Source organism: Tepidicaulis marinus (assembly GCF_000739695.1).
GTDB lineage: Bacteria > Pseudomonadota > Alphaproteobacteria > Parvibaculales > Parvibaculaceae > Tepidicaulis > Tepidicaulis marinus.
The window spans coordinates 73,913-86,743 of sequence record NZ_BBIO01000017.1 but is presented as its reverse complement, the minus strand read 5'-3'; the positions used below and the strand labels follow the sequence as shown (position 1 = coordinate 86,743).

Genomic DNA, 12,831 nt, shown 5'->3' with positions numbered 1-12,831 from the left:
CTCAAGGCGGCAAAGACGTAATCGCCCTGCCCGACGGCACGGCGCGCGGCTGGCTTCAGGACGGCGATGAGGTGATCATCGGCGCTACGGCCATGGGCGCGGACGGCACGCGTCTTTCCTTCGGCACACTCACGGGCCGGGTCGCCCCGGCCGTGTGACCGCCGGGTAAATCCGGGAGGTAGCGCAATGCCTCGTGACGTAGCGCCTAGTGGCGCAGCGCCGCCTCCCGGCCCGTTTTCAGAATTTCATTGGCAAAATCTTTATCGTCCACCGCCCGCGCCATGACAATGGTGCCGACCATTGTCGCGATCGTGGCGATGGCCTGTTCCCGCGCCGCCTTTTCGCTACGCGCGCCGGTATGGGAGGCGACCATGGAAATCATTTTATCGAGCACGCGGCCAAACGCTTTGCGCGTCTTCGGCGTTTCGCGGGAAAGCTCGGGGCCGAGCGCTGCAATGGCGCAGCCCTCGCCCGGATGGGCGACATGATGGCGGCTCACATACGTATCGACCAGCGCCTTCAAGCGGCGGCTCGGCGGCGCGCCTTCGGCGGCCTCATCCAGCATCTGCGTCGTAGCGCCCAGCGCATAGGCTGCCGCCTCCGCCACAAGCGCGGCCTTGGAGCCGAAATGCGCATAAAAGCCGCCATGGGTAAGCCCGGCTTCTTTCATCAGCTCGGCAACACTGACCCCGCCTATACCTTTTTCGCAAAGCTGATGCGCCGCGCTTTCGATAATCCGCTGACGGGTCTGGGCTTTATGTTCGGCTGTATAGGGCATGGCCGGCTCCTCTTTATGATATATATCATATCGAAAAACCGGCGCTATTCCAACAGTTTAAGGGCGTGCCTTGGCGTTTATCCATGTGCGTAGGGATTACTTGTCCGGGCAGTCAATCATGCGAGAAAATCTCCTGACTCCAACCTGAACGCAGCATGAGGAGTCAAACGCGCAACTACTTTCGGTTCCTTTATGGTTCCCATCGCAACTCGAGGATCAAAGGCCTGAATAGCTTTGAAGAAAAGTCCGAGAACCATCTTCTGCTCTTCAAGATTGGTGAAAGAATAGGTGTTCGTCAGCACCCTATACGCTGTGTATCCTCCACCCGCTTTTCGCTCCGCGCCGCTCAACGGACAGAGAAGGTCGTTAAACCACCAAACGCGTGTACCATCATCAAGCAGTTCGGTTTTCTCGTTATCTCGGTCAGCTGCTGTACAGAAACCAAATACTTTGTCCCCAACATGCAGAACGAAATGATGCCCCTGCTCAGGCCCTGCACTTCTCCCGCCGATCATATAAATTCTTGAGTCATCGCTCTCTACATCAAGAGTCTCAGGATTAATGCGGAAAGGCATTTCCATTTCCAACATCTCTTTTGCGCTTTCTTCGACCGGTTTCATATTTTCCCCCCCGGTCCGAGACCGCTCATTCTCTTTGGGTTAATCCCGCACACGGCCGAGGTGGAGCCCCGTTGAGGCACAGCTGGCCAAGGTCATTTCACGCGAGAAACTTCCCCGAAACGATCTGCTGCTCTGCTCGTGGAGTTAGAAAACCTTTAGATTTCGGTTCTTGTTTAATACCAGCCACAACGTCGAGGTCATAAGCTTGAATAGCTTTGAAAAACAGACTTAGAATAAGTTCCTGCTCTTTGGCGTTTTCAAAGGAATACCTGTTCGTTACTAGTTGTAATCCTTTTCCTTTTATATGCTCGTAAAGCTTGCATAAGATATCATCGAACCACCAGATGACTGTACCATCGTCCAGGTTTTCAATTTTCTGTTTCTCAATATCTTCAGACGTCCGGAAACCGTAAGCCGCATCACCAACGTGCAGGACAAATTGGCGTCCCATTTCTGGTGACCAATTATGCCCTCCTGTAATGAATATTCTGGGATCATCACTTTCCACGTTAAACGTGCTGGGATTAATGCGGAAAGGCATTTCCATTTCCAGCATTTCTTTTGCGCTTTCTTCGACCGGTTTCATATTTTCCTCTTCGGTCTGAGGCTGTTCTTTCTCCTAGCCGGCTTGTTGCGTCATAAGGATTGTGCGGCGAATGACACACGCCAATACTTCAAACTGCGCGGGCCACTCTTCTTTCTCGGACTTTCTAAGGAAAACCTTCCCCGAGACCTGAGTAGTTATTTGCCCATAGACTGTGCACAAACTGCCGGAGCCTGCGTAATAACACTCGCTAAAGACCAGTCCGCCCTCCTCTGACGTCAGATTGAGAAGAAATGTGCTCGACATTGAATCCGGTCTTTCGTACTTCAACACTGGCTCAACTCGGCGAGATCTAGTAAATACGTCGAATAGTCGCCGAGTAACATCCACGTCACTGACCGCCAGTTCTATCCACACGGTTGCCATATGATCAAAAGTGAGCTCCTGACTCTTGATCTCGCCAATATCGCAACCTGCCCGCTCTGCTTCACCCAACCAGTCCTCCGGACTCCCCATCACGATCGCTCGGCGCAACTCTTTTTCATTGCTCGGCAACTTTGCCACACGCAAATTTTTGGAGTTGTTCGCTATTGGAATCTCCAAAGCTCCCTCAGGCCGCGGGCTCGAAAGGCTGTAAGGCTCTGCCCAGGTATCGACAGCGAATGACCATGTGTCACACACCAGCCCCCACGCTAGAATTAGCCAGAAGAATCCCAAACCCGTCGCCCCCGAGAACTGACATGATCGTTTCACCAATATAGACAGTGAACGGCATGGCCGTAAACGGATTGTCATTCTCACAGGACGCCGGGGCATCCGAGGCGGTTTCGCGGGGCACGGACCCGATCACACCAAGCAAGCGCTGGAGCCGCGTGAGATTAGGCCGCTGCGGAGAGCCGCCGCAGCGCGAGGCACATGAGGAGTACGCTGATGGGGCCCCAGAGCCATTGGTGGGGCGGGACGGGCATGGCGGGGAGATAGGCGGTCGTCACCATGTCCCAGGCCCAGAGCCCGGCGCAGAAATAGCCGAGCCAGCTGGCCGCCTCAAAGCGCCCTTTGAGGGTGAGGAAGGCGGCGGCGAACCAGCCCGTGCCTCCAAGCCCGTTGGCAAAGGCGTGGAGCGGGATGGTGGCGGGCGGCAGGCCGGTGGCGGCAAAGTGACCGGCAAAAAGCGCGGGCACATTGGCCCAGAAGATAAGGCCGATCCCGGCAAAGAGCGCGGCAAGGCCGTAATGTCTTTCACTTTCCTCACGCATGACGCGCCTCCTTTTGCAAATGACGCGCGCCCAGCAGCATGAGCCCTGCGACGGCGCTGCCCCAGATCAGAAAATAAGGCGGCAGCGGCATGGGCAGCACGAATGTCGTGATCACATCGAAAAAGAAAAAACCGGCGAGAAAAACCGCAAGCCGCGCGGAGACGAGATAGCGCTTGAACAGCGCGCTGATCAGCACCGCTGCCCAGCCAAGCGCGGCAAAACCGTTGGCCACCGCTTCCATGACCGTCATTTCCAGCGGCAAGCCGGTGCCGTCGAAATCCCCGCCCAGGATCGCCAGCACCGTGCTTGCAAAATTGAGCGCCAGGATCAGAAAGAAGGCGCACCAGAGAAAGAAGGGCCAGTTTTTCATCGCGGGCCTCCTAGGCAAGATGGGAAAGAATGTTGCGGGCCGCGATGACGGAAAACGCCATGATGGTCAGCGAAGGATCGACGCTGGGCGGCAGGGGAAAGACGCTGGGGTCGGCGACATAAAGCCCCGGCACTTCGTGCGCTTCATGGGTGCTTGCCACAACGGCGCGGGACGGGTCATCGCCCATGCGCAACGTGCCGGCCGGATGGGGCGCGGCAAAAAGCATCGCGCCGTTTTGAATCTCCAGCGTATCGAGCTGCGCGATCTCCTCCGGCCCTTGCAGCCTGGTGCCTGCGCTGTCCGGCACGAAGATTTCCCGCGCGCCGCTTTCAAAAAGAAGCTGGGCTTGTTTTTTCAGCGCGTCGCGGGCTTTGAGGACATCATCGCCCTGCAGCGCGTAATGATAAGAGGGCGTGCCGTCCTCGCGCAGCGTCACCTCGCCGCCATGCTCATCGTCGATCCAGGCCACCGCGCTGCCAAGGCGCGGCAACTGCGCAACAAGCCCGGCATGGGCCCCGCCGAAGCCGGGCAGCGTGACGGCCAGAAATTCCGGCTGAATCTGGTTCGGGTGCAGCAAATAGCCGCCTTCCACATAGCGCCCGTTCTCATAGCGCGGCAGGCGGAAATCCGATGTGCCGACGGCGGCGGGAATATTATGCCAAAGATAAATCTCTTCATCGTAAAGCGCATAAAGATAAGGATTGGGATTGGTGAAAAGATTGCGCCCCACCTCGCCCGAGCCGTTCGGCAGGCCCGAGCGCATCCAGATGACGGGCGAGGCATAGCCGCCGGCGGCGAGCACGACGGCGCGCGCTTTAACCTCGAGCTTCGGCCCGGCGGGGCGGCCCGTTGCGCGGTCGAGAAAGCGGGCCGAGACGCCGCTTGCCCGGCCCGTGCCGGGCTCGCGGGTTATCGCCGTCACCTCGCAATCGGCATAAAGCCGCGCGCCGGCCTTCAGCGCGGCAGGCACGTAAGTCACCAGCTGGCTTTGCTTGGCATCGTAAGAACAGCCCTGATAGCAATGCCCGCTTGCCACGCAGCCGCGCCTTGCCTGCGGCACATCTTCGATATGCCAGCCAAGGCGCCCGCCCGCCTCGATGAAAAGCTCGTTCATGCGGTTGCGGTAAACGGGGTCGGCGGGATGGACGTTGTGGTCTTTTTCGATCTCATCGAAAATCGGCGCGAGCACCTCATGCTCGTGGCCGCTTACGCCTTTTTCCTCATAGATGCGGGCCCGGTCTTCGGGCAGGCGCCAGCTATCGGCCCAATAGTGAACGCTCGCCCCGCCCACGCAATTGCCATACATCAGCGCAAGTTCGCCATTGGTGCTGGTGTCGAGGCCGCGTCCGCCATCGATCCGGGCGAGCATATTGTCCGACAATTGGTCGAAATCGCCGCGGGCGGCGGTGTAATAGCCGCCCTTCTCCAGAATGAGGACGGAAAGGCCGCCTTCGGCCAGATGCTTGGCGGCGGCCGCGCCGCCGCAGCCCGAGCCGATGATCACGACATCCACCTCTTCGCGAAGGTCGTGCTTTATTTCATGGCCTTCGCGGATCATGACAGCGCCTCCAGATTTTCAATGCGGTTGCCGGCGGGAAAGAATTTCGCGGGCATTTGCGGGCCCTCATAACCGAGATGCGCCCAGGTGCGCGGGTCCGTGTAATAGAAAAAGAAAACGAGGAAGCGCACGCCGTTATAGATCGCCCGCTCCAAGGGATCCTCGGAGCGGGAAAGCGCGCGAAGATGCGCCTCACGTTCTTGCGCGCCCATGGAAGAAAAGCGGGAAAGGGAAATGCCCATGAGCGGGCTATATTCGAGATAAAGCAGCGAGGCTTTCATGTCCGAAAGCAGCGTGCCGCGGCTTAAGGAAAGTTCCCGGTCGATACGCGCGGGCGTGCGCGTTTCATAAATGGAGGGAAGGCCCGGAATGGGGCCGACCAGAGTTTCCGCCGCCACGCTCAAGACCGCCAGTTCCTTTTCGCTGAGAACCTGCGGCACTTCCCCGTTCAAAAGCGCGCCGTAATGCTCGCCCCCCGGCGCGGCAATGCCCGCCAGCCCCATGATTGCGGCGCTTGCCGCCGCCGCGCCGCCCAGCATCAAAAAACCCCGCCGCGAGGGGCCGGTTGCCTGTCGTGTCACTGCATCCTCCGCCAGATTTGGTCAACTGACCTTTATTTAGGTCACATGACCATATTTTCAAGAAATTGGTCAAGAGACCCTTTTGGGCTAGAAGATGGAGGGACGGGCGGACACGAAACGGAAGGGACCATGAAAAGCGCCAAGGGCAAAAAACGGGCGGAGGAAATCCTCGACGCCGCAACGCAGATCCTGGTGGAAGAGGGCTATGGCGGCTTTTCCATGCGCCGGGTGGCGGAGGCGCTTTCCATGCGGCTCAGCAATGTTCAATATTATTTCGGCGGGCCGGGGGAACTGCTCAGCGCGCTTTTCGACCGGGCGCTGGAACGCTCCATCGCCGCTTTCAAAAGCCGCCCGGCACAGGGCAGCCTTGAAGACCTGATCCGCTTCATCCTGGATGAGCAGCAGCCGCAGGACTACTGCCTGATGTTCTGGGAGCTTTGGGCGCTCGCCGCGCGGGACGAAGAGATCAACGCGGTCATGGCGCGCTATTACGCGCAGTACCAAAAGCAGATCGAATATGTGCTCTCAAAAGCCGTGCCCGGCCTTGCCCCCGGCGCGCGGCGGCGGCGCGCCGTCTTGATCATGAGCCTGATGGAAGGCCTCTCGCTTTTTCGCGGCGTGGAAGGGCGGCTCGACATTCCCGCCCGCCAGCTAGACAAGGACGTGGTGGAGGCCGTCACGCGCATCGCGGCGGGGTGATGGCGATGCGCACCCCCCCGGATTTCCTACTCAGCAGTGGCTGCAACCGGCAGGGTGAACCCCAGAAAAATACCAATGCCCGCACCCAAAACTTTGGAAGGCAATCTGTCCGCACTCGCCTTGCGACGATGAAAAACGCGTTGAACCAACCTCATTCTCCCGCCAGAGGCAGAAGAACCTCCGCCACGTCCAATGCGAAGTTTTGATTGCAAGCGGCGACATATTGATTGGTGACACGGGTGTCATACCCCGCAACACCCAGCTTAACCGCAATCTCCTCACCCGTGACCTTATCGATCACCCGCGACCCACTAGGCCAAGCGATCAAACCGCCTGGCAACTGAACCGCTTTATCCCGGAAATGTCTCTGATACGCATAGCGGGACTGGAAGGCCGAAACCTTTTCAATGCCTATGCAGCTATCTTTGAAAAGCTCGGGATAATCATTCACATACCCGCGCAGAGTCTGACTGGTTTGGATAATTCGGTCGTACACCGCGCAAGCTTCGGGCGTGCGGGGGACAATGGCGTGCCGGTACTTTCCAGGTTCCGTATGGAAATATCTAATCCCAGCGCTGGGTTTCCACCCCTCTTCAACATGATTTTCAACGTATGCATACCCCTTGACGAGATAATCGACGCAACCGACGAAACACCCATATAGCGCACTGTCGGTGACAGGCTTATCACGGCCGTTGCCATAAGTGCCATCCGACAACACCTCAAACCCTTCAACACCGGGGATGCGTTTTTCGACATGCGTTCCGACGTTCAGCTCTTTACAGAATTCATCAAGCTGCTGCTGGGCAATGCGCCTGTCCTCGGCGCTCGCCGTCGGCACGAGGATTGAAACAAGCCCAGCACTGGAACAGCCGCTCAACATGAGAAAGAGGGCAATTGCCCCCAACAAACTGCCTGATGATTTTAGCCAGGCCCTCTGCTGCGCGTGTCCTGGCCAGGACAAAACCCCGGAGCGCCCGCTCCTTAAAATCTCCATATGCAATCCGTAATAAAATTAAACGACATGTTTCATCATATGGGACGTGCCGCCGCTGTCCAGCATACCGTGTGTCAAAACGTGTGCTGGCCGCACGCCGCTGGCCACCGGCATATAGCTAAGAAATGGAGCTGATCAGCGCGCATAAATCCAGCAAAGCCGGTGATAATCCATTGCTAAGCCTGCCCAAACCGCTACTCTCATGAATATGTCTGTGACGGAAGCGCATGCCCCGTTTGCAATGACCGGCCGGGACTGGGCGGCCTTGATGGATGCCGCCACCACGTTCCGGCGCGCGCTTCACACACATCCCGAACTTACCTGGCAGGAAGAAAAGACCGCTGCCGCCGTGCGCGCGGGCCTTGAAAGCGCGGGTCTTGCCTGGCGCACCTGCGCGGGCACGGGCACGCTTGCAACGCTCGCGCCCAAGGCTGCCGGGCGGCACATCGCGCTGCGCGCCGATCTCGATGCCCTGCCCATTACCGAGGCAAGCGGGCGGCCATGGACCTCCGCCAATCAGGGCTGCATGCATGCCTGCGGCCATGACGGGCACACCGCCACGCTGATGGCCGCGGCCTATTGGCTCAAACAGCATGAAGAACAATTGCCCGGTCCCGTCACCCTTCTCTTTCAGCCGGCCGAAGAAGGCGGCCACGGCGCCAAGAAGATGATCGAGGACGGCGCGCTCGAAGGCATCGACGCGATCTATGGCTGGCACAATTGGCCGGCCATCCCCTTCGGCCAGGCGCTTTGCCCGGACGGCGCGGTGATGGCGGGCAATGGCACGTTCGAGATTTTCTTGAAAGGCCAAGGCGGCCATGCCAGCCAGCCGGAAGCCTGCCGCGATCCGGTGCTGGCCGCCTCCGCCATCACGCTTGCCCTGCAGCAGATCGTTGCCCGCCGCCTTGCGCCGCAACATGCCGCCGTGGTGAGCCTGACCTCCATCGAAGCGCCGAGCGGGCCGACCGTCATTCCCGATACGGCCAAAATAGGCGGCAGTATCCGTCTGGCGCAAAGCGGGGACCGGGAGATCATCAATGCGCTGATCGAAGAGGTGGCGGTGAAGACCGCCGCTGCTTATGGCGTCACCGCCGAGGTGACGCTTCAGCCGCGCTATGATGCAACGGTCAATCATGGCGCAGAAGCTGCGCTGATGCGCGCGGCGCTCAGCGCCGAACTCGGCGCGGACTGGCATGCGGATACCATCCCCGCGCCCATCATGGCGTCGGAAGATTTCAGCTATTACCTTAAAGAGATACCGGGCGCCTTCGCGCTTATCGGCGCGGATGACGGCAAAGGACACGATGTGCCCTGCCACAGCCCGCGCTACGATTTTAACGATAGCCTTATTCCTATTGTCACGCGGCTTTATGCGCGCCTTGCCGGCGCGCCGCTTCCCTGACGCGGGCTTAAGCCGTCAGGGCTGAAGAAGAACGGTCTGCCGGGCGAACCGACGGTGCGGCAGGGCGTTTCTTGAGTGTGGACACGCGACCGGGCGCCCCGGCGCCCCTATTGGCAGGAGGCTTTCATGGATATTTTCGAGCAATGGGAATCGAATGTGCGCGGCTATTGCCGCACCTTCCCCACCATTTTCAAATCCGCATCGAACGCCCGGCAGGTGGATGAAGAGGGGCGTTCCTATATCGACTTTTTCGGCGGCGCGGGGGTTTTGAATTTCGGGCACAACAACCCGCATATGAAACGCGCGCTCATAGACTTCATTGAAGCGGATGGGCCGGCCCACAGTCTCGACATGTCCACCAGCGTCAAACGCGACTTCATGAAGGCGTTTGCGGACACGGTTCTGAAACCCCGGAACATGAAGTATAAAATGCAGTTCACCGGGCCGACCGGCACCAATGCGGTAGAAGCGGCATTGAAGCTTGCCCGCCGCGTCACGGGCCGCACCAATGTCATTGCCTTCTCGCATGGCTTTCACGGCATGACGCTGGGCTCGCTCGCCTGCACAGCCAATGATTATTTCCGCAATGCCGCAGGCGTGCCGCTCGAACATGTGACGCGCTTTCCTTTCGGCTGCGACATTGATGATCTTGAAGCGCGTTATGCGGATTCATCTTCCGGCTATGCGCATCCGGCAGCCGTTCTTGTCGAGCCCATTCAGGCGGAAGGCGGCGTCAATCTCGCAAGCGCGGAATGGTTGAAAGGCCTTCAGGAATTCTGCCGCAAACATGGTGCGCTTCTCATTCTCGATGACATTCAGGCCGGCTGCGGGCGCACCGGCTCCTATTTCAGTTTCGATGATATGGGGCTCGACCCGGACATCGTCTGCCTTGCCAAAGGCATTGGCGGCTTCGGCACGCCGCTTGCCATGAACCTCATCAAGCCGGAGCATGACGAACATTGGCAGCCGGGCGAGCATACGGGCACGTTCCGCGGCCAGGGCTTTTCCTTCGTCGCGGGCCGCGAGGCGCTGAAATATTTCGAGAATGACGATTTCCTGAAAGACGTGAAACGCAAAGGCAAGGAAATGGAAGCCCGGCTCAATGCCCTTGCCAAATCCCATAAAGCGCTTGGGATGGAAGTGCGCGGGCGCGGCATGCTTTACGGGCTCGACGTCAAAAACGGCGATGTGGCGAAAGCCGCCGTCGCCCATGCTTTCAAGAACGGCCTTTTGATCGGTGCCTGCGGCACGGGCGGACGCGTGCTCAAGCTCATTCCCCCGCTCACCACGCCGGATGAGGATTTGGATGAAGGGCTCGGCATCCTGGAAGCGGCGCTGACCGCCGTCGGCAGGGAGGCAGCATGACATGATCGAACGCGATGACATGACTTTTCCGTTCGAGGAATATGAAAACCGCCTCCGGGCACTGCGCGAGCGGATGAAGGAACGGCTTCTGGATGCGGTGATCATCACCGATCCGGAAAACATCATGTATCTGACCGACTATCAAACCACGGGCTATTCCTTCTTTCAGGCGCTGATCGTGCCGCTCGACGGTGAGCCTTTCATGGTGACGCGGCATCTGGAAGAATCGAATGTCTATGCCCGCACCTGGGTGGAGAAGACGCGCCCTTATGAGGATAATGGCGATGCCATCCAGCGTCTTGTCGGCAGCTTGAAGGAATCCGGTCTTGCCAAGGCCTCGATCGGCTATGAGCGCAACAGCTATTTCTTCCCCGCCTACCACCAGGACCGGCTGCGCACCGCTTATAATGGCGGGCATCTTCTCGACTGTTTCGGCATTGTCGAAGAAGGCCGCATCCGCAAATCGCCAGCCGAAATCGAAGTAATGCGCAAAGCCGCCCATGCCACGGAAGCGGGTATGCAGGCGGGCCTCGATGCCGTTGCCGCCGGGGTGACGGAAAACGAAATCGGCGCGGCGATTTCCAATGCCATGTTCCGGGCAGGCGGCGAGCCGCCGGCGGTCATGCCTTATGTCACCTCCGGCCCCCGCTCGATGATCGGCCATGCGACATGGGAAGGGCGCCGGGTGGAGCCTGGTGAGCATGTCTTTCTGGAAGTGGGCGGCTGCTACCGGCGCTATCACACCGCGATGATGCGCACCGCCGTTCTAGGGCAGCTTTCCCCTTCCATGGAGCGGGCGCAGAACCGCATGCTGGAGGCCTTGCAGAAAGTCGAAAGCGCCATCCGCCCCGGCCTTACCGTGTCGGATGCGGACAATATCGTGCGCGATATCATTTCGGGCAGTGAGGATGAAGGTATTCTCATCACCCGCTCGGGCTATTCCATCGGCATCGCCTTCCCGCCAAGCTGGGATGAAGGCTACATCGTCTCCCTGATGCAGGGCGTCTCCACCACCTTGAAGGAAGGCATGACCTTCCATCTCATCCCCTGGGTCTGGGGCGTCGACGGCAACAAGACCGTCGGTATTTCCGACACGGTTTATGTCACCGCCGATGGCTGCAAATCCTTCTTCACCATGGACCGGGAGTTCACCGTCAAACCGGAAAGCGGCGCGGCGCGCGGCGGCGGCGCGGCCAATGTGGACACGATCGAGGACGCGCGCCGGCGCGCGGCAAAAAAGGAAATTCAAAAAAGCGGGGAGTAATTCATGCTCACTGTCACGAACCCGGCGACGGGAAAGATCATTCAGGAGATCGAACCGGACAGCGCAAAAAGCGTCGAAAGCGCGCTCGAGGCGGCGCAGAAACGTTTCATCTCCTGGCGGCAAACCTCTTTTGCCGAGCGGGCCGATCTGCTGCGCGCCGTGGCCGGCATCATGCGAAAAAAGGTGGAAGAGCTTGCCCCGCTCATGACGCAGGAAATGGGTAAACCCATTCGCGAGGCGCGCGGGGAGGTGGAAAAGGCGGCCTGGTGCGCCGAACATTATGCCGAGCACGGCGAAGCCTATCTTGCCCGCGAGGAAATCGGCTCCGATGCCACCCGCTCTTATGTGCAATATCTGCCCCTCGGCCCCGTTCTCGGCATCCTGCCCTGGAACGCGCCTTTCTGGCTTGCCTTCCGCTTTGCCGCGCCCGCGCTCATGGCGGGCAATACCTGTCTCATGAAACACGACCCGCATGTACCCGCCTGCGCGAAAGCCATCGCGGATGTTTTCGAGGAAGCAGGCGCGCCGCCCGGTCTTTTTCAGGCGCTGCGGATCGAAACGCCCGCCGTCGAAGCGGTGATCCGGGACACCCGCGTACGGGCCGTCTCCTTCACCGGCTCGGCGCGGGGCGGGGCGGCGGTTGCCGCCATTGCAGCCTCGGAAATCAAACCGGCGGTCCTTGAGCTTGGCGGCTCAGATCCCAGCATCGTGCTGGCCGATGCCGATCTTGATAAAGCCGCCGAGGTGCTGACGCTTTCACGCATCATCAATGCGGGTCAGTCCTGTATCGCCGCAAAGCGGCTCATCATTGAAGAGCCGGTCTATGACGCTTTCACCGAAAAGATGCAGGCGCGTCTGGCGGCTCTAAAAGTCGGCGATCCTGCCGATCCGGCCACCGATATCGGCCCTATCGCCCGCGCCGATCTGCGCGATGAACTTCACCGCCAGGTCAGCGAGACGGTGAAGGCAGGGGCGCGCCTTCACCTGGGCGGCAAGATACCGGAGGGACCCGGCTTCTTCTATCCGGTGACATTACTGTCCGATGTCACACCCGGCATGTGCGCTTTTAACGAAGAAACTTTCGGGCCCGTCGCCGTGCTGATCAAAACGCCGGATGAAAAGCGCGCGCTCGAGCTTGCCAATGACACGCCCTACGGCCTGGCTGCCAGCGTCTGGACGGGGAGCGAACGAGGCGAGGCCATCGCCCGCGAGATCGAGGCCGGGCAAGTTTCGGTCAATGGCATCGTCAAAACCGACCCGCGTCTTCCTTCCGGCGGCATCAAGAAATCCGGCTATGGCCGCGAACTCGGTCCCCACGGCATAAAGGAATTCGTCAACGCGCAGCAAGTCTGGGTCGGGCCCGCCCGAACGTAAAACCTTACCGGTTTTCAAGGGAA

Annotated in this window: 13 protein-coding genes; 5 read left to right on the top strand and 8 right to left on the bottom strand. The window is 59.5% G+C overall.

All coding sequences use genetic code 11. The features are described 5' to 3' along the window. Nucleotides 1–205: 205 nt before the first annotated feature. The 7 genes from M2A_RS14245 to M2A_RS14210 form a co-directional block, all read right to left on the bottom strand. Nucleotides 206–778 carry a TetR/AcrR family transcriptional regulator gene (locus tag M2A_RS14245; protein WP_045448822.1) on the bottom strand — a complete coding sequence of 191 codons (573 nt, stop codon included), beginning with the start codon at nucleotides 776–778 and terminating at the stop codon, nucleotides 206–208. 116 nt (nucleotides 779–894) lie between these two features. Beyond that, on the bottom strand, nucleotides 895–1,398 hold the full coding sequence (locus tag M2A_RS14240; RefSeq protein ID WP_045448819.1) for a hypothetical protein: 504 nt from the start codon (nucleotides 1,396–1,398) through the stop codon (nucleotides 895–897). 97 nt (nucleotides 1,399–1,495) lie between these two features. Further along, nucleotides 1,496–1,984 (bottom strand): hypothetical protein, encoded by a 489-nt coding sequence (locus M2A_RS14235; RefSeq protein ID WP_045448816.1) that lies wholly within the window; start codon nucleotides 1,982–1,984, stop codon nucleotides 1,496–1,498. Nucleotides 1,985–2,820: 836 nt separating this feature from the next. Next, nucleotides 2,821–3,198, bottom strand: a complete 378-nt coding sequence (locus M2A_RS14225; RefSeq protein ID WP_045448811.1) for a hypothetical protein — start codon at nucleotides 3,196–3,198, stop codon at nucleotides 2,821–2,823. Beyond that, nucleotides 3,191–3,568 carry a hypothetical protein gene (locus M2A_RS14220; RefSeq protein ID WP_045448808.1) on the bottom strand — a complete coding sequence of 126 codons (378 nt, stop codon included), beginning with the start codon at nucleotides 3,566–3,568 and terminating at the stop codon, nucleotides 3,191–3,193. The genes M2A_RS14225 and M2A_RS14220 overlap by 8 nt, the downstream gene beginning before the upstream one ends. A gap of 10 nt (nucleotides 3,569–3,578) precedes the next feature. After that, nucleotides 3,579–5,126, bottom strand: a complete 1,548-nt coding sequence (locus tag M2A_RS14215; protein ID WP_045448806.1) for an FAD-dependent oxidoreductase — start codon at nucleotides 5,124–5,126, stop codon at nucleotides 3,579–3,581. Further along, on the bottom strand, nucleotides 5,123–5,707 hold the full coding sequence (locus M2A_RS14210; protein WP_197052954.1) for a hypothetical protein: 585 nt from the start codon (nucleotides 5,705–5,707) through the stop codon (nucleotides 5,123–5,125). The genes M2A_RS14215 and M2A_RS14210 overlap by 4 nt, the downstream gene beginning before the upstream one ends. Before the next feature lie 129 nt (nucleotides 5,708–5,836). Here M2A_RS14210 and M2A_RS14205 point away from each other — a divergent pair, with 129 nt between their 5' ends. Continuing rightward, nucleotides 5,837–6,406, top strand: coding sequence for a TetR/AcrR family transcriptional regulator (locus M2A_RS14205; RefSeq protein WP_052379516.1), 570 nt, complete (start codon nucleotides 5,837–5,839; stop codon nucleotides 6,404–6,406). Between the two features lie 151 nt (nucleotides 6,407–6,557). On the opposite strand, the gene M2A_RS14200 is transcribed toward M2A_RS14205, so the two are convergent. After that, on the bottom strand, nucleotides 6,558–7,403 hold the full coding sequence (locus tag M2A_RS14200) for a hypothetical protein (RefSeq protein WP_045448801.1): 846 nt from the start codon (nucleotides 7,401–7,403) through the stop codon (nucleotides 6,558–6,560). A gap of 214 nt (nucleotides 7,404–7,617) precedes the next feature. Here M2A_RS14200 and doeB2 point away from each other — a divergent pair, with 214 nt between their 5' ends. The 4 genes from doeB2 (at nucleotide 7,618) to M2A_RS14180 (ending at nucleotide 12,808) form a co-directional block, all read left to right on the top strand. Next, complete coding sequence (doeB2, locus tag M2A_RS14195) at nucleotides 7,618–8,805, top strand: N(2)-acetyl-L-2,4-diaminobutanoate deacetylase DoeB2 (RefSeq protein WP_197052953.1); 1,188 nt, start codon at nucleotides 7,618–7,620, stop codon at nucleotides 8,803–8,805. A gap of 126 nt (nucleotides 8,806–8,931) precedes the next feature. Next, nucleotides 8,932–10,170 (top strand): aspartate aminotransferase family protein, encoded by a 1,239-nt coding sequence (locus tag M2A_RS14190; protein WP_045448799.1) that lies wholly within the window; start codon nucleotides 8,932–8,934, stop codon nucleotides 10,168–10,170. A 1-nt stretch (nucleotide 10,171) separates the two neighbouring features. Continuing rightward, entirely contained in the window at nucleotides 10,172–11,434 is a 1,263-nt protein-coding gene (doeA, locus tag M2A_RS14185) for an ectoine hydrolase (RefSeq protein WP_045448797.1), read from the top strand. 3 nt (nucleotides 11,435–11,437) lie between these two features. Then, nucleotides 11,438–12,808 carry an NAD-dependent succinate-semialdehyde dehydrogenase gene (locus tag M2A_RS14180; protein ID WP_045448793.1) on the top strand — a complete coding sequence of 457 codons (1,371 nt, stop codon included), beginning with the start codon at nucleotides 11,438–11,440 and terminating at the stop codon, nucleotides 12,806–12,808. Nucleotides 12,809–12,831: the final 23 nt, after the last annotated feature.